At 51.6% G+C, this 17,388-nt stretch carries 15 protein-coding genes; 10 read left to right on the top strand and 5 right to left on the bottom strand.

Features of this window, described 5'->3' with window-relative positions; genetic code table 11:
- Nucleotide 1: 1 nt before the first annotated feature.
- From ACX93W_RS09755 to ACX93W_RS09735, 5 genes are all read right to left on the bottom strand, one after another.
- On the bottom strand, nt 2-658 hold the full coding sequence (locus ACX93W_RS09755) for a response regulator (protein WP_459392176.1): 657 nt from the start codon (nt 656-658) through the stop codon (nt 2-4).
- Between the two features lie 12 nt (nt 659-670).
- A complete protein-coding gene (locus ACX93W_RS09750; RefSeq protein ID WP_459392175.1) occupies nt 671-5,701 on the bottom strand; it encodes a histidine kinase in 5,031 nt (1,676 codons plus the stop codon).
- 22 nt (nt 5,702-5,723) lie between these two features.
- A complete protein-coding gene (locus tag ACX93W_RS09745) occupies nt 5,724-6,404 on the bottom strand; it encodes an SDR family NAD(P)-dependent oxidoreductase (protein ID WP_459392174.1) in 681 nt (226 codons plus the stop codon).
- 231 nt (nt 6,405-6,635) lie between these two features.
- Nucleotides 6,636-7,043, bottom strand: a complete 408-nt coding sequence (locus ACX93W_RS09740) for a cupredoxin domain-containing protein (protein ID WP_459392173.1) — start codon at nt 7,041-7,043, stop codon at nt 6,636-6,638.
- Nucleotides 7,044-7,339: 296 nt separating this feature from the next.
- A complete protein-coding gene (locus ACX93W_RS09735) occupies nt 7,340-7,696 on the bottom strand; it encodes a phage holin family protein (RefSeq protein WP_459392172.1) in 357 nt (118 codons plus the stop codon).
- Nucleotides 7,697-7,958: 262 nt separating this feature from the next.
- Here ACX93W_RS09735 and ACX93W_RS09730 point away from each other — a divergent pair, with 262 nt between their 5' ends.
- The 10 genes from ACX93W_RS09730 to ACX93W_RS09685 all read left to right on the top strand — a co-directional run bounded on the left by ACX93W_RS09730 (nt 7,959) and on the right by ACX93W_RS09685 (nt 17,364).
- Complete coding sequence (locus tag ACX93W_RS09730; RefSeq protein ID WP_459392171.1) at nt 7,959-10,322, top strand: endonuclease MutS2; 2,364 nt, start codon at nt 7,959-7,961, stop codon at nt 10,320-10,322.
- Nucleotides 10,323-10,336: 14 nt separating this feature from the next.
- Complete coding sequence (locus ACX93W_RS09725; protein ID WP_459392170.1) at nt 10,337-10,759, top strand: DUF350 domain-containing protein; 423 nt, start codon at nt 10,337-10,339, stop codon at nt 10,757-10,759.
- Between the two features lie 445 nt (nt 10,760-11,204).
- A complete protein-coding gene (locus tag ACX93W_RS09720) occupies nt 11,205-11,720 on the top strand; it encodes a hypothetical protein (RefSeq protein WP_459392169.1) in 516 nt (171 codons plus the stop codon).
- A 79-nt stretch (nt 11,721-11,799) separates the two neighbouring features.
- The gene (locus tag ACX93W_RS09715; protein WP_459392168.1) at nt 11,800-12,993 is read left to right on the top strand and encodes an MFS transporter; all 1,194 of its coding nucleotides are present in this window, start codon (nt 11,800-11,802) and stop codon (nt 12,991-12,993) included.
- Between the two features lie 122 nt (nt 12,994-13,115).
- Complete coding sequence (locus ACX93W_RS09710; RefSeq protein ID WP_459392167.1) at nt 13,116-13,337, top strand: hypothetical protein; 222 nt, start codon at nt 13,116-13,118, stop codon at nt 13,335-13,337.
- A gap of 30 nt (nt 13,338-13,367) precedes the next feature.
- Nucleotides 13,368-13,760 (top strand): spore coat protein, encoded by a 393-nt coding sequence (locus tag ACX93W_RS09705; RefSeq protein WP_459392166.1) that lies wholly within the window; start codon nt 13,368-13,370, stop codon nt 13,758-13,760.
- 110 nt (nt 13,761-13,870) lie between these two features.
- Nucleotides 13,871-14,362, top strand: coding sequence for an Lrp/AsnC family transcriptional regulator (locus tag ACX93W_RS09700; RefSeq protein WP_459392165.1), 492 nt, complete (start codon nt 13,871-13,873; stop codon nt 14,360-14,362).
- Between the two features lie 21 nt (nt 14,363-14,383).
- Nucleotides 14,384-15,592 carry an aminotransferase class I/II-fold pyridoxal phosphate-dependent enzyme gene (locus tag ACX93W_RS09695; protein WP_459392164.1) on the top strand — a complete coding sequence of 403 codons (1,209 nt, stop codon included), beginning with the start codon at nt 14,384-14,386 and terminating at the stop codon, nt 15,590-15,592.
- Between the two features lie 118 nt (nt 15,593-15,710).
- Nucleotides 15,711-16,346, top strand: coding sequence for a cob(I)yrinic acid a,c-diamide adenosyltransferase (locus ACX93W_RS09690; RefSeq protein WP_459392163.1), 636 nt, complete (start codon nt 15,711-15,713; stop codon nt 16,344-16,346).
- A gap of 7 nt (nt 16,347-16,353) precedes the next feature.
- A complete protein-coding gene (locus ACX93W_RS09685; RefSeq protein ID WP_459392162.1) occupies nt 16,354-17,364 on the top strand; it encodes an RluA family pseudouridine synthase in 1,011 nt (336 codons plus the stop codon).
- Nucleotides 17,365-17,388: the final 24 nt, after the last annotated feature.

Below are 17,388 nucleotides of genomic sequence, written 5' to 3'. Positions count from 1 at the left end.
GTTATGATAGCAGCCGCTGGAGTTTTACCACGGCCTGAACCCGGTCGTTAACGCCGAGCTTGGCGTACAGATTGCTAATGTAATTGCGAACGGTGCCTTCGGCAATAAACAGCTCGGCGGCAATCTGGCGGTTGCTCCAGCCGCGGATAAGGAGCGCCGATATTTCCTTTTCACGATCGGTCAAATCGTAAGCGCTGGCCATGCCGCTGCCCGAGGTTTTGGCTTTGGACAGCTGAGTAATCTGAAAGGCCAACCGCGCCGCAATCTCGTGGTGCATCATGTATTGGCCGTTTACGGCATCCCTGATCGCCTGGATCATTTTTCCCGTGTCCATATCCTTTAACAGATAGCCGCTTGCCCCGTTGGCGAGCCCTTCCACAATGTATTGGTCCTCCATAAAGGTAGATAGGACGAGAACGAAAATGTTGGGCTGATTTTGCTTGATTTGTTTTAATGCGGCAATGCCATCCATTTCGGGCATTTGAATATCCATAAGAACAACATCGGGATTTAAGCGTTCGACCATTTCGCAAGCCTCCAGGCCATTGCTTGCAAGTCCCGTAACCCGCATATCGGGCTCCAGATTGATTATGGTTCCGAGTCCTTCCCTGACGAGCATTTGATCATCGGCAATAATAATGGATATAACGGCAATCACGATCCTTTCAGGTTAATAGGGCATTTCAATAAACAAAGCGAAGCCTTGGCCCGGCTCCGACTGAATATGGAGATTTCCTTTCAGCTGTCTGACACGGTCACGCATCATGCGCAACCCAAAACCTTCTTCAATACGTGACATTCCGGCGCCGTTATCCTGAAGGGTAAATCGGCAAAGGTTTCCTTCCATAAGAAGGCTGAATGAAAATTCATTGGCTAAACCATGCCGCAAGCCATTAGTCAGACCTTCCTGCAAGGCATGGTAGATGACTTTTTTGTGCATAAACGATAGAGCTTCGGGATTTTCGATCTTATGCTGAATACGTGCGCCGGCATGTTGTTCCGTGCTGTGAATCAAGTCCCGCAGCGCTTGCCCGATATCATAATACTTGTCTTCCTTCAGCATATGGACAGAGTTGCGAATCTCGCTTAAGCTGTGGCGAATCAGATTTTGCGCTTCGCCCAGACGGCTTTGCGACTGGTCAACATCTACATGCATCAGCCGCTTGCCGGCTTCGATCTGAAGAACAGTCGAGGTGAGCGTATGCCCTACAATATCGTGTATTTCTTGCGCGATCCGGTTACGCTCCGCATAAAGCGTCATTTCCGCCAGCGTTTCCGAGTTGGCCTGAATCGATTTTTCCAGCTCAAGCGTTCTCTCTGCAACCTGTTCTTCCAGATTGTCTTTCAGATATTGGACATCCGCGTAAAGAGCGGCGTTGGCCAGAGAAATCGCGCATTGAGAAACAAGCATTTGCAGCACATCCTGGCGTTTCTGCGTAAAAACGCCGGCGGACAAATTGTTTTCCAGGTAAAGAACTCCGGCAAGCTGCTGACGGTATTCGACAGGCAGGCACATGACCGACTTCACCTTGTTGTCCAACACATAGTTGTGCTTCCCAAAGCGGTTGCTGTTTTCGGCGTTATGAAGCACGACTGCTTCGCGCTTGTCCATTGCCAATTGAATGGCAGCCGTCAGCACAATATCGTTTGATTCTGCTAATGGGAGGGACTCCATGCTCAGATTGTCCATGGTGCCTCGTATTACGATTCTCCATCCATCGGTCCCGCCAAACAATAAAGCTCCATATTCGGCACCGGCATTTTTGATCATGTTTTTAATAAGCTCGGGCAGGAGCCTGTCCATCTTCATCTCGCTGGAAATCGCCTGCGCGGACATCATGACGGAATGGTAGTCGATTTGATGGGGCTCTTCGGCACGAAACTGCCTGATCTGAAGCAAATGTCCCCAGCGCGTTTCCAACAATGATGTTTTGGCAAATGCTCCCCACTCGCTGAATGCTTCATACGCCTCGCTCATATAGAATCGGGCTTGCGCTCTGTTTCCGACACTTTCGTGGTAGCGGGCATAACATTCGGAAATAATGGCGATGTCGTGCAAATAGCCGATAGATCGGGAATGCGCCATCGCCTGCTGATAGAAATGTTCCGCCTGGCGAAACTTTCCGTTGGTTCGGGCCACTTCCGCTTCGGCAAGCAGGTATTTGTGGCGGAAGAACGCGGGAACTTCGCGAGAAAGCCCCTTCAGTTCCCGCAAGCTTTGCTTCATGTGCTTCCGGTACAGGGCTCGTTCCTGTCCGGTGCCTTTTGCATAAAGCTCCTTCAGCACCAAAATCGTATAGTAATAATAAACGGACGGATCCGACAACGCTACAGCCTTATGATCCGGAATATCATTCGCCATGGTCAGCGCGGCCCAAGCGGAATCATAATCTTCCAGAATATAGCCGGAAATATATTGGAGGGAGCAAAGAAACTGCCGCTTCGTGCTTCCTCTGTCTCCCGTTGCTTCGCCGCTTACTAAACCGATATCCAACTTGTGGGCAGGAAAGGGAATACCTTCATGTTTGTGTCCGGTCAATCGTGCGATTAATTCCGCCAGCATGATGGACAGTCTCCAGTATTCGGCTAGATCATTTTCACCAACCCGCTTGGCATGGGCGGCCAACTGTTCGCTGATTTGTTGAAGCGGATAGCTGAACTGGAATTTGAAGCCGCCATTTATGAAAGCGCCGCTGCTGAACAAGCTCAAATTGCCGGAATCCAGCGCATGCCGGTACACTTCCTTGTCGAACTGCTGGATAAATTGAGGATCATAAGAACGCCAGCTTTGAAAGCAAAGGGAATAGCTCAAAAATACTTGCACGTAAGCTTCAGCATCCGGTTTGGCGATTCGGCAAGCGATGACGCTCCATAAATGAGCAGCTTTATACTGCTTTCTTACATAGTTGAGAAGAATGGCATAACCGACAAAGCCTAACCCGGCTTCCGGGGTTAGCCCATGCTTTAACGTCATCTCCATTACATCGGCATTAATGCGAAGCCACACTTTTTTGTCACTCGAAAATGCCGCCTGCGAGGCATAAAAAAGAATTCGCGCCGCAAGGAGAAGCATGGGGTCGGTCATAGGAGGAAGAACCTCCTCGATATTTTCCTTCGCAATTGCTTTCAGTTCCCGGTTCAGCTTTTTCCAACGCAAATGCACGGAAAGCATGGAAGAGGGATGGCTGCGTTTATAGCCCAACAGATCCAAAGCGTCTTCGGCAAGCGCAAGGACCACCGAGTTGTTTTCCCGATATAGCTCAAGCTGAATTTTCATAATGAAGACACGGACCTGTTCGAAAAGGGTCTTGCTCCTGCTGTGCAGCATTTCACTCAAATCGAGCGCTTGATCAAAGTTCCGGCAGCCGATTTCAGCCTTGATCCTTTCCTCGTAACAACGCCACATTAAATCGTAATGAGTAAGCCAAAAGCTATCGTCCAGCGTTTCCGAAGCCTTTGACATCATGGTAGCTGCCGAGGTTGAATCATGACGATTTTTGGCAAGTTGTCCTGCTTCCAAATAAAGCAAGGCCAATTGGCTTCTTTCGGCATCGGACAATAATGAAGCCGCTGTCTTCAGATGCTCAATAACGGTCAAAAGCTGCTCTTCCGGGCAATTGGGCAACTTTCGTTCCGCTAGCAAAAGTCCGATTTGTTTATGTATTGCAGCTTGATCACCCGGAGGTACAAGATTCCGGGCTTCCGCCCATATAATAGGATGGAGAAAATGCAGACCTGAAGGCTTATGGATAACTTGTCCGATCATATTCAGTTTTGTCATAACATCAGCCCAGGCTGCCATCGTTTCCGGTGAATCGCCGGACAGAAGAGCCAATTCGTCCAACGTAAACTGTTCGCCCAAACATGCCGCATAACCCAGCAGTATCCCATCCGGTCCTTCCAGCTCCGACACAAGTTTGGCAATAGGTACAGCCAGATCATCATGGATATGCAGCATTTGAATGGCGTCCATATCCCATTTCCACGCATTTTCTTGTTCGTTGTAGCTTAATAGCCCGATATCTAGAAGCTTGCGAATATATGCTTTCAGGACATCAGGATATCCGCCTGTTTTTTGCAGCAGCATGGCGGCTAATTCTTCGCAGTCATCCGCTTCCGTCTGCAAAAATATCGCCAAGCTCTGCCGCAGCACCGGCACGGTGAACACTTCCAAAAAAATGTGCTCGGTCTCAAGCTCCAAAACTTCCAAGGCGGAAAGATGACTTTTGAATGGCAATGGCCATTGCCCCTCCGTATCGGAGCATAAGGTAGCGACGATCAACAAGCCGAATACGGTGTCGTCAGTTATGATTGCTTCCAGAAAACGCAGGGATGGCTCGTCGGAGAGATGAGCATGGTTCAGAAACAGCACCAGCAGCTGCTCGCGTTGCAAAAAAGACAGCAGCAGTTGTCTTATTCCGCTCGCCATCTCTCTGTGAATGTGCCCGGCTTGCTCAATGGAAGCAGGGAGGGTTCCGAATGTATCAAGCTGCCTGAGGCATTCATCCATTTCCTCCTCCCATGAAGCAAAACGAGAGGCATCAAGCTGCAAGGCGTGGGGGGAAAGCTGTTCGATGATTTGCCTCCATAGTCCATAAGGAGCATTCAGAGCAGTGCCGTTCTTGTTGTCTGCAACCGCAACAACGGCATCCGCCGGCAACACGCTGTAGATCGTTTCCAGCCCAAAGGAGATTTTGTCCTGTCCATCCTCGCCGATGATCCAGACCAGCCGGTTGGTCCTGCTGTCCGCAGCCTCCCCGATAGCTCGAATCAATTTCTGCCTTTCCTCGCGCTGTCCAAAGATCATTTCCGCTACATCCCAAGGGTTGCGTCTATCCCTTGTGGCAAGCGGAAATTGCCGGATTCCGCCCGTTTGTTGGAGGTCGGCGAGACATTTCTCCACATCCGCTCCCAGACCGGCGGCGCTTTTGTATCTGGATTCCGGCATTTTCTCCAGACATTTGTGGACGATGTCGGAGACGACTTTGGGTATGGCGGCATTGTATTTATGGAGAGGTTGCGGGATAACGGCAAGATGCTGGTAAATCATATCCAGAGGCTGCTCGCCGCTAAAAGGAAGCGCTCCGCCAAACCATTCATACAGAAGAACGCCCAACGAATAAAGATCCGAACGGAAATCCGGCGTATTGCCGGTTCTGCCGGATTGTTCGGGCGACAGATATGGCCAGGAGGCATGCAAGCGCTTGAATGGCACCGTTCGTGCCGTAGCCATCCTATCCGGCGCGGGCTGCACCGCGAGCAGCTTGGCTTGGGACAGATCTTTGCTGATGAGAAAAAATCCGGGCGACCATTCATGAATCAACAGATTGGCTTTATGCAGTCTGCCGACACAATCCGCGAGCGCCAAAGACACTTTTAACATGTCGTTCAGGGCTAAAGCGCCGCTTCCGTTATTCATAAGCGACTTCAGGGTTATGCCGTCGAAATCTTCAAAAATAATAGCCGTTTGGTCTCCGTTTATATCGCATTTCTCGGGGATAAGCACGCCGCTGCCGCCAAGCTTGGCTAATTGGCGCATTTCTGCCTCGGCCGCTTCCAAATATCGCACGCCGCCCATGCCGTTGCTTGCCATCTTGGCGATGAAGAGGCTGTTGTCAATTTTGTTTCTCATTCGATAGAGATGAAAACGTTCATTGCGCTCCAGCACTTGCTCAATGCTGCTGCCGTTTATCCGAATCACGTTCCCCCCCCTTGCATGCGATTTACCCATAGGAGTGCAGGGCGCCTGTTGGTCCGCCGAAGGACAACGAAGCCAGCCTCACCAGATCCGGCGTGACGACGGAAGGATCTTTGCCGACGGCATGCATTTCGGTGCGGAGAGTGCCCGGGTTGTAGAGGTTTACCAAAATGCCGTATTCATGCTCTTCATGCGCGGTTGTGACGGTTAACGATTCCAAGCCCGCTTTGGCGGCGCTGTATGCTGCGAAGCCGCCGGCTCCATTGCGCGCCAAACCGGATGTAATATTAATAATGCGGCCGTACCTGCCCGCTCTCATTACGGGCAGAACGGCTTGAGTCAGCAGAAACGGGCCGGTCAAATTGGTGGCGATTTGCTTCTCCCATTCCTCGGTCGTCAGTTCAAGGACGGTGCCTGATTCCAAAACGGCGGCATTGTTGAGCAGCACGTCAATGCGCCCCCATGATTTCAACAGGTCATCAATCGCCGATTGAATATCGCTTTTAAGCGTGATGTCGGCTTGAATCGGCATTGTCTCCCGGCCCGTAGCCTTTTCCAGCAGCGCCGCGGTCTCTTCAAGCTTGTCGCGGCGACGGCCCAACAGGGCAACGGAAGCGCCTTCAAGAGCAAACGCCAATGCGGCAGCCCTGCCCAATCCGCTCCCGGCGCCGCTGACAACCGCAATACGTCCCTCCAAAACACCCATCGCGCATCCCTCGCTTTTGCATATATAGTGTAGGTCCATCTTATCAAAGGAAGCTTGCCATTGGAAGCGACAAGCACGATGGGGCAGCGGCTGCGGCTCCTCGAATGGCCCAAAGCGTCGGTCAGCCATTTCGGAACAAGCTGCAATCACTGGCCTTCAGCCGTTAGACGGAAGGAATCCGCAATCGAAAAAGCCCCGCCTTGTAATGGCGAGGCTTTTTCGATTGCGGAGCTATTCGATAACCAGCTTGGACTTCATGGTGCGATGCCCGTTGCCGCAAGGAATGGAGCAGATGATGTCGTAGGTGCCGGGTTCGTCAAACTTAACGGCTAACGTTTCATCATGACGGATTTGGTCGTAGCCGCTTTTCAGAATCTGGACGCCATGAACGCCGCCAGCCGATTTAAGCGTTAGATTTACCGTTTCACCTGATTTAATCTTATATTCCTCTTGATCAAACTTCCAGTTGGACGCAGTGATGACAACCTCTGAGCTAGCCGCGCTGCTGTCTGCGCTGAGATCGCCGCCCGATCCGCGGGTTGCGCTGTTTCCTCCCGAATTTCCCCCCGTATTGCTGCCGCATGCCGCAACGATTGCAACCAGGACAAGCACAAATCCAAATGCCAGCCATTTTTTCATCTCAATCATATCCCCCTTCACTAATGTCCTCTTTTGCAGAAAACATAAATATAACCAAACTTTCACTATCATTGTAAACGAAATCGGAACAAGATAAAGAGAGAATGGGCTGAACAGTTTGACAAAATTCCGAAATGTGATGAAAATCATTGCGGATTTTTCTTTGGATCGAGAAAAGCCCTTCTTTCCCGTTGGCGGGATTGAAGGGCTTGCTTATCAAAAACGCGAATGGCGTTTGCGCTAAGCTGTTTGCGGCAATCCGTCAGCGGGATGCCTGCAATCGTACAAAAATGAGGCTAGGCTCTGCGGCGGCCTGCTTCATATGGCGTACTGACGGGAATAAACAGGTCGATAATCCCGATCACAAGCGCTGCAAGGATGGCTCCCAGCCAGGTCACTTCTATGCCGCTAACGATAAACTGTGCGATCCAGATGACGGCGGCGCTGCACAAAAAGCCGACGATGCCCCGTCCGAAGGGCGTGACTCTTTTGCCAAAGATGCCCTCGATGATCCAGCCTAAAGCGGCAATGACAAGCGCGAGGAAAAACGCGCTCCAAAATCCGCCAACCCTGAATCCGGGCACAATAAAGCCCACCAGCATAAGGACCAGGGCCGATACGATAAACCGGACAACGTGTCCCAGAAAAGTCATTGGAAAGTCCTCCTTTTCATTGAGCTCAAATTTGGCTCTACAAACGTTCAGTTGAAGACTGTAGCTTCTTGATCAAAAGCGGTCTTTTTGAACAACCTCTAATAGTAGTTGTTCAAGTACATATAGTGTTGCCGCGAGTTGCGGCGATTATGTACGCCTATTCCATTGCCGTCAACATGTTGCATTTGCATCTCCGGAAGCCAAAACCGTGCATGTAAACAAAGGTTCAGCTATAATAAAAATGCGAGAGGAGTGTTCGTTGTTGGATTCCAAAATCTTATCCACACTTGAATATCAAAAAATTATAAATAAACTAAGCGCCCATGCTGCTACCGAGCTGGGAAAACGGCTTGTCGAGGGGCTCCTTCCGTCGACCGGGCTGGAGACGGTGAAGCTGCTGCTTCAGGCGACGGACGAGGCGTATGCTGCCGACAGGCTAAAGGGCAGCGCGCCGTTTGGCGGCATCGTCGATATTAGCGCTCCGCTGCATCGCGCACGTATCGGCGGCACGCTGAATCCGTCCGAGCTGCTGGATATTGCGTTTGCTTCACGCGGCGGACGCCGCATCAAGAAGCACATCGAGCTAATCCATGACGACCATCCCATCCCGCTGCTTCAGGGCTTGGCGGAGGGCATCACTGAGCATAAGGGGCTGGAAGACGCCATTTTGGCCTGCATTGACGAAAATGCCGAGGTGCTGGACAGCGCAAGCTCGGAACTGGCTTCCGTCCGCCGCGAGCTCCGCAACGGCGAATCCCGCATCCGGGAGAAGCTGGAGTCCATGATTCGTTCCTCGTCCGTGCAGAAAATGCTGCAGGACGTCATTATTACGCTCCGTAACGACCGTTATGTTATCCCCGTGAAGCAGGAATACCGCTCCAGCTTTGGCGGCATCGTGCATGACCAATCGGGCTCGGGCGCTACGCTATTTATCGAGCCTGAAGCCATCGTTGCGATGAATAACCGTCTCCGCGAGCTAAAGGCTGCTGAAGAGCGGGAGATCGAAAAAATATTGCAAAAGCTGACGGCGCTGGCCTCAGACTATGTTGAGGATCTGCTTGCCAATCAAGAGCTGCTCGGCGAGCTTGATTTTGCTTTTGCCAAGGCCCGCTTGGCCCATGTGATGAAAGCAACCCAACCGCGCATGAACGACAGAGGTTTTCTGAAGCTGAAGCGGGGGCGCCATCCCCTCATCGACCGGGACAAGGTTGTTCCGCTGGATGTGGAGCTTGGCAACAACTTTACCGCCATTATCGTTACAGGACCCAATACGGGCGGCAAAACGGTTTCGCTTAAAACAATCGGCCTGTTGTCACTTATGGCCATGTCCGGGCTGTTCGTTCCAGCAGACGAAGGCAGTCAGCTATGCGTATTTGACGCGATTTACGCCGACATCGGCGACGAGCAGAGCATCGAGCAAAGCTTGAGTACCTTCTCGAGCCATTTGACCAATATTATTTCCATTCTAAAAAGAATGACAGCCAAAAGTCTGGTTTTGCTGGATGAGCTGGGCGCAGGCACAGACCCTGCTGAGGGCTCCGCTCTGGCCATCGCGATTCTTGAGCACATCCATGCCATCGGATGCCGCATCGTAGCGACCACCCACTACAGCGAGCTGAAGGCCTATGCGTACAATCGCAAATCCGTCATTAACGCCAGCATGGAATTTGATGTGGCGACGCTTAGTCCGACGTACAGGCTGCTTGTTGGCGTGCCGGGCCGAAGCAATGCGTTTGCCATTGCGGAGCGGCTTGGACTGCAGCGCAGCATTATCGACCATGCCAGAGGCGAAGTCAGCGAAGAGGATTTGCGTGTTGAAAATATGATCGCTTCACTGGAGGAAAATCGTCTGAGCGCCGAAAGCGAGCGTCATACGGCGGAGGAGCTGCGCCGCCAGATGGAGGTTCAGCGAGCCAAGCACGAGGATGAAAAACGGCGTTTTGAAGAGCAGAAGGAAAAGCTGCTGCTCAAAGCGCAGGACGAAGCTATCGGAATTCTCGACAAGGCCAAAAAAGAAGCGGAAACCATTATCGCCGAGCTGCGTAAACTTGCTATGGAGGAAGGTGCTTCCGTCAAGGAGCATAAGCTGATCGAAGCGCGGCGCAAGCTGGATGAAGCGGCACCCGAAAAAAGCCAGAAGCGGCCGGCCAAAGCGCAAGGCGGCAAACGCGATACGATTGGACCCGGCGACGAGGTTATGGTGTACAGCCTGAATCAAAAAGGGCATGTGCTTGAAATAAACGCTTCCGATGCCTTGGTACAGCTGGGCATTCTGAAAATGAAGGTTGCGCTGGACGACATGGAGCTTATTAAAAGCCAAACTCCTGCTCCCAAGCAGCAGCCTAAGCAAAGCGCCACACTTATGCGGTCGAAGGACGATAACGTCCGAATGGAGCTTGACCTTCGGGGCGAAAACCTGGAGGAAGCCATTATGGAAGTGGACCGCTTCCTTGACGAATCCTTTTTATCCGGCTTTGGCCGGGTATACATTATTCATGGCAAAGGCACGGGAATATTGCGTACGGGTATTCAGCAATATTTGCGCCGCCATGCCCATGTGAAGAGCTACCGCAACGGCGATTACGGCGAAGGAGGCACCGGCGTAACGGTCGCGGAGCTGAAATAGGAGGGATTTGGGGAATGGGAACGGAAATCGACAAGCTGCTTGGCAATGCCTATGCGTCTTCGCTTGTTTTTGTGTCGGTGACGGTTCTGTCGCTTATTGTGTTCCTGTGGGTTTTTGAGCTGGTGGCAAAATACAAATGCTGGAGAGAAATCAAACGCGGAAATATGGCGGTTGCGATGGCGACAGGCGGCAAAATATTCGGTATTTGCAATATTTTTCGTTTTTCCATCGAAGCCAATGACTCCATTTATCAAAGTTTGATTTGGGGCGCGTTTGGTTTTGTTATTTTGCTATTGGCCTATTTTTTATTCGAATTCATGACACCTGTCTTTCGGATCGACGAGGAGATTGCCGGAGACAATCGGGCGGTTGGCCTGATTGCCATGATTATTTCGGTCTCTCTTTCTTATGTGATCGGAGCTACGGTTATTATTTAGGGAGGTTTTAATCCCTGGCGCGCGGAGGCGAACATGAAATATTTATGGATCATATTGCTTGTGATCGCCATTTTGTTTTTTGCGGGCGGCATATTTTACTTATTAACTAATTAAATAAGACGCAACTTCTTAATTAGCGGCAGGTATATACGCTAGGCAAATCGTTTACCGGTTGCCGGTCATGTATGACCGTTAGCGCCTCAAATAGTAGTGTTTGCAACATACAACGGTCATTTTTGTCCATTAGAAGCTCAAAAGTGGCGTATAACGGGTAAAAATCAACTGTAACGGTCGCTGATGTCCATAAGAAACTGATTTTCCAAAAAAGAGGCTTCTAACGGTCATCCATGTCCGCATGCTACTGTCTGCAGGCAGCAGTCCGCCAGTTTTGGCGTGTGGTCTGCCAGTGAACGTTAGAACTATATTTTAAAGGAGTGTCTGGGGTATGGGAGAAAGTCAAGTATGCCCGTGGTGTATGACGGAAATCGTGTGGGATGAGGAAATCGGACCGGAGTCTCATTGTCCTCACTGTGAAAATGAGCTCAGCGGCTACCGCAGCTTGAATATCGGTCTCGACAATGACGAGGACCTGGATGACGAGGAGCAAGGAGGCTCCTATGGACATGCTCAGGATGACGGCGACGGCGATTGGGAGGATGAAAGCAGCCTGCGTGGAATGGGGACAGGCCTTGCCTCAGAGGCTGGGGCACAGCTTGTGCTTGAACAGCAGCTGGAGGTGCCGGAATGTCCGGTATGCCGCGAATACATGCTGGAAGCCGGAGAACAGCAAATTGGCGGAGACAACTTTAAAGCTCATGTTTCTCCGGCTCTTGGCCATAGCATTGTTCCCGTTCCTTTTACCGTTAACTGGTACGTTTGTCCATCCTGCTATCATGTATCTTCCCAGCTCGCTGTAAGCGATCGTGAGGAGCTGGCGAAGCGACTGCACAGAGCAGAGTAAGTCGGACGAGCATGGGAAAACCGACTGTAGGGCATCTTACAATACGACTTGTATTAATTGCGCAGTCGGGGGTGTCGTATTGGCAAAGCTGGAGAAGCAAGCAGTGCTGCTGCTTGTTGTACAGGCTCTGTTTGCAGTCGGAAATGCGCTATCGGGCACCTTCGTGCCGGTTTACCTGTGGAAAGCCAGTCAGTCATACAGCCTGATTGGCTGGTTTACGATGGCCCAATACGCTTGCAGCGGATTAACATTTTGGCTTGCAGGCAAATGGGTGAAGGAGCATAACAAAATGAACAGCCTGCGCGCGGGTATCGCGTTGTCGGGCGTATTCTATTGCATGGTCTTGCTGCTTGCCGGAGAGGCTCAGCGTTATGCCATTCCGTTAGGCGTTCTTAACGGGGTGGCGCTGGGCTTTTTTTGGCTTGCCTATAATGTGGTTTATTTCGAAATTACGGAGCCGGATACCCGCGACAGCTATAATGGCTGGGCGGGTCTTTTGGTTTCAGGCGCCGGCATTGTTGCCCCATGGATATCCGGTATTCTGATTACTTCGATGAACGGAGAAAAGGGATACCGGCTTATTTTTACATTGTCCCTGGTTATTTTTGCGATTACTGCAATCCTCAGCTTTTGGCTCAAAAAGCGCAAAAGCCATGGTTCTTACAACTGGCTTCATGGATGGGGTCAGCTAAGTAAAAAGGGAAACCCTTGGCGCAGAATGTTTGCCGCGATCATGGCCCAAGGCGTGCGAGAAGGCGTCTTTATGTTTTTGGTAGGCTTGGTCGTTTACATTTCCACCAAGGACGAAAGCAAGCTGGGCACCTATGCGCTTATTACTTCATTGGTTGCCTTGATCAGCTTCTGGGCGACCGGAAAATGGATGAAGCGAAAGAATAGGAGCAAATCGATGCTGATTGGCTCCCTAATGATTGCCATTGTTGTGCTCCCCTTGTTCTGGAAGATGTCGTATGCCAGTTTATTGCTGCTTGGCATCGGCACCTCGCTGTTTATCCCTCTGTACTTTGTGCCGATGACCTCCAGCGTATTTGATTTGATCGGCAGCTCCAAGGAAAGCGCCGAGGAGCGCGAGGAATTCATTGTGCTGCGGGAAGGCGGGCTTGTGATTGGAAGAATGATCGGCTTGTCCTGTTATTTGATTGTCCTGCCGCTGAACGATTCCCCGGCTGCCATCACATGGCTGCTGCTGGCAGTGGGAAGCGTGCCAATCGCCGGCTGGTGGCTGCTGCGTCCGCTGCTTAAAAGCAGCGGATAGACATTTCGACCGGGAAAGCAGTGGCCGATCCTGTGCTTAAAATCACGGCGGGAAGAGGCATAAATTGCCGTTCCCGGTACATACTACAACAGGATTTAAAAACGACGCAAGGAGGATTCCGCATGCAGGCCATGACAGCCAAAGAGCTGGAGTATATTGCAGACTCCATGTCCAACGAGGACTTGCTGATGAAGCAATGCGCAGCCGTGGTTTCGGCGGCAACGACGCCGGCTCTCCGCAATTGCTGTTCTCAGATGATCGCAACCCATCAGCAGCATTATGATTCGCTGCTCCATGCTGTTTCGCATCATCAAAGCGTAGCGCCCACTCAGCCACAGCAATAACCAATTAAGCAGATGAAGGAGGAAAGCGTAATGCAACAAGGGCAACAACAAGCCTTTTTGACAGAGGAGGATTTGGCCTCCACCATTTTGTCCGACCTCAAACGGGTCGTCCGGGAATACGCAACGGCGGCGACTGAATCCACCTGTCCCGATATTCGCCAGTTGTTCACCAAGCTGCTTAACAATACGTTGAACATGCAGGGCCAACTGTTTCAGGCAATGCAGCAAAGCAATATGTACAATACAGCGTCGCCCGCACTGCGGCAGGAGCTGGACAAGCAGGCCAAGCAATACCAGCAGACAGCGCAGAAAACGAAACAATTCCTGCAGCAAAAGCTCGGAAACCAGCAGCAAGCTTCTTTTTATAACCCGGCTCAGCACGATCAGCAGCACGGGCAAACCGGACAAACGTATTACATGTAAAGACCCTTCGGGGTCTTTTCATTTTTTCTTTGCAGGAACCCTTTATTTCTTGTAAAATATTCTTTATTACCGCGAGGGTGCGCCTTAGGCAAGCCGGAAGGAGTTTTGGGATGAGCGAACTACAATTGAAGGTGCTTGAGCTGTTGAAGGAAGACGCGCGCAGGGATGCGGAACTGATCGCGACCATGCTGGGAGTATCGCTGGAGGAAGTGAAGACGGCGATCGCGGAGCTGGAGAATAACCATGTTATCGTGAAATACGCGACGGTCGTCAACTGGAGCAAGGTAGATGACGAGAAAGTGACGGCGCTGATTGAAGTTCAGATTACACCCGAGCGCGGACGCGGATTCGAAGGCATAGCGGAGCGTATTTATTTGTATCCGGAAGTGAAATCGGTTTATCTGATGTCCGGCGCTTACGATTTGCTGGTTGAGATCGAGGGCAAAAACCTGAAGGAAGTTGCCTCCTTTGTATCCAACAAATTGTCGCCGATTGATGCGGTATTGTCGACAAAAACATTTTTTATATTGAAAAAATACAAACAAGACGGCATCATCTTCGAGGAGCATGAAGGTGACCATCGCTTGATGGTTTCGCCGTAACGAAAATAGAGGGTGATGGCGATGATAAAAGAGGAAACGGAAGGAACCGGCCGACGGCAAAATATGTCCGACTACTTGTCTCCGCTTGTAAGGGGCATACAGCCGTCGGGTATCCGCCGGTTTTTTGATTTGGTCAGCGCGCGCAAGGATGTGATAACGCTGGGGGTTGGCGAGCCTGATTTTGTAACCCCTTGGCATGTTCGCGAAGCGGCTGTATACGCACTTGAAACCGGCAAGACTCAGTATACGTCCAATGCCGGCATGCCGGAGCTGCGCGGAGCGATCGGGCAATATTTGGATGATTCGTTCCAGGTGGCCTATGATCCCGCCAGCGAAATCATCGTAACGGTCGGCGGCAGCGAAGCGATTGATCTGGCGCTGCGGGCGCTTATTATGCCTGGCGATGAAATTTTGATACCCGAGCCTTGTTATATTTCCTATTCTCCAATAACCGCTCTAAGCGGCGGCGTCGCCGTAGGGATTGAAACGTCGGCTGACAATCAGTTCAAGCTGACGGCGGAAGCTTTGAAAAATAGCATTACGCCAAAATCCAAAGTGCTTATTCTATGTTATCCAAGCAATCCTACCGGCGGCATCATGACGTATGAGGATTGGCTGCCGATCGCCAAAGTGGTTGAAGAGCATGATTTGATCGTTATCTCTGATGAAATTTATGCGGAGCTGACTTACGGCAGCAAACATGTCAGCTTTGCAGCCGTACCTGGCATGAAGGACCGGACGATTCTGGTCAGCGGCTTCTCCAAAGCTTTTGCCATGACGGGATGGCGTTTGGGCTACATGTGCGGACATCCCGAGCTGATCTCGGCCATGCTCAAAATTCATCAATACACTATCATGTGCGCTCCTGTTATGGCGCAATATGCCGCACTCGAGGCGCTCAGAAACGGCCTGGAGGAGAAGGACAAAATGGTGGAGTCCTACAATCAGCGCAGACGCCTGGTTGTAAAGGGCTTCCGCGATATCGGCCTGGAATGCCATGAGCCGCAGGGGGCGTTTTATGCGTTTCCGTCTATCGCGTCCACCGGCTTGAACAGTGAAACATTTGCCCAGCGGTTGCTTGAGGAAGCGGGAGTAGCCGCTGTTCCGGGTCAGGTGTTTGGCTTGGGCGGGGAAGGGTTCCTGCGCTGCTCCTATGCAACCTCTGTTACTCAGCTGACGGAAGCGCTGGACCGTATCGGCGGTTTTGTGCACAAGCTGAAACAGGGATAAACGAAACAACTGTTGCGCAGAATCTGCGCCTTGAATAGAGCAAGCAGCGGCCAGCAGGGGGGAATCAATTCCACCCTGCTGTTGCTGTGATACCCCCATTAAGAAGGAGGCCTGAAGGATGCGGTTGTATACAAAAACGGGCGATAAAGGACAAACCTCTCTGATCGGAGGCAGAGTCCGCAAAGATGATGTTCGCGTCGAGGCTTATGGCACGATTGACGAGTTAAACAGCTTTGTTGGCCTTGCGGCGGCGGAAGCGGCCAAACATAAAGAGCTGGAGACGATTGCGGGACAGCTGATGGATATTCAGCAGGAGTTGTTCGATTGCGGCTCCGACCTTGCTTACGCGCGGGAGGGCCACCCGTTCAAGATGACTGGCGAACCGGCATTAAGGCTGGAGGCATGGATTGATGTGCTGCTCACGGAGGCGCCGGAGATCACCAGATTTATATTGCCGGGCGGAGGCGTTGTGTCTTCCCATCTCCACGTCTGCCGGACCGTCTGCCGCAGAGCGGAGCGCAGGGTCATAACGCTGGCGGCGCAGCATGCCATTAATGGGGATGCCGCCATTTATTTGAACCGTCTGTCCGACTACTTCTTTGCCGCGGCGCGAGTGGCTAACGCTAAGCTCGGTTTGCAGGATACGGAATACATAAGGAGCGGGGAAGTATTTCGCTCCCGCAGAAAAAAAAGCGGCGAAAATGATACGGCGTCGACTGCCGGAGAGACAGAGCAAGACAAGGAGCAGGAGTAAAGCCGAAATGAAGGAACATGTGCAAGAATCGAGCAAGCATGTGCAAGCAACGGAGGCTGAGCTACAGCTTCGTTATTATAAACCGTTGACTGTTACTGTAAGTGAGCAGGATGCGGGAAAGGAAGTACGCACCGTTCTGGAACGGAGGCTTGGCGTTTCGCGCAAGCTGCTTTCTCAGGTGAAGCTGACCGAGCATGGCTTAACCCTCAATGAACAGAGGGTTTATACAACAGCGAAGGTTTCGGAGGGCGATATAATCCGGGTGCGTATGGAGAGGGAGCAATCGGACGATATTTTGCCTCAGGAAATGGCGCTGGATATTTTGTTTGAGGATGAGGACCTGCTTATTCTCAACAAACCTGCTGGCGTTGTTGTTCATCCCACGCATGGCCATTATACGGAAACGCTGGCCAACGGCGTCGTTTATCATTGGCTTCAGCGCGGGGAGAAGGTGCGTTTTCGCCCCGTCCATCGGCTGGATGAGGAAACGTCCGGCGTGGTGGCGATTGCCAAAACGGGTTACGTGCATCAACAACTGTCGGAGCAAATGCAGCGGGGAGAAGTGGACAAGCGTTACCTCGCTTATGTCTACGGCACTCCGCCGGAGTCCGCTGGCACGGTGGACGAACCTATCGACCGGGACCCGGAGTCTCCTCATATCCGCATTGTCACGCCAACGGGTTATCCTTCGGTTACCCGGTATGAAGCCGTTGAACATTTTGATGGAGGGCCGGGCGAAACGGCGGCGACGCTGGTCAAGCTAAAGCTTGAAACGGGACGGACGCATCAGATTCGCGTACATATGAAGCATCTGGGTTGTCCGTTAATCGGCGACAAAATGTATGGGTCGGAAACCAATCAAGTTGCTGCCTGGGAAATAAGCGTCAACCGCCAGGCGCTTCATGCGGCCATACTTGGCTTCTTTCATCCTTTAACGGGTGAAAAAATGGAATTCCACGCGCCTTTGCCTCACGAGCTTCGCTCTCTTGAAGAGCAGCTTCGGCATCATGGGAAATAAGGTATCAATAAGGTATGAATAAGG

It is taken from the genome of Paenibacillus sp. CAU 1782 (assembly GCF_054551715.1).
Note: the sequence above shows the minus strand (reverse complement) of the source record. Positions and strands in the feature narration are given on the sequence as shown.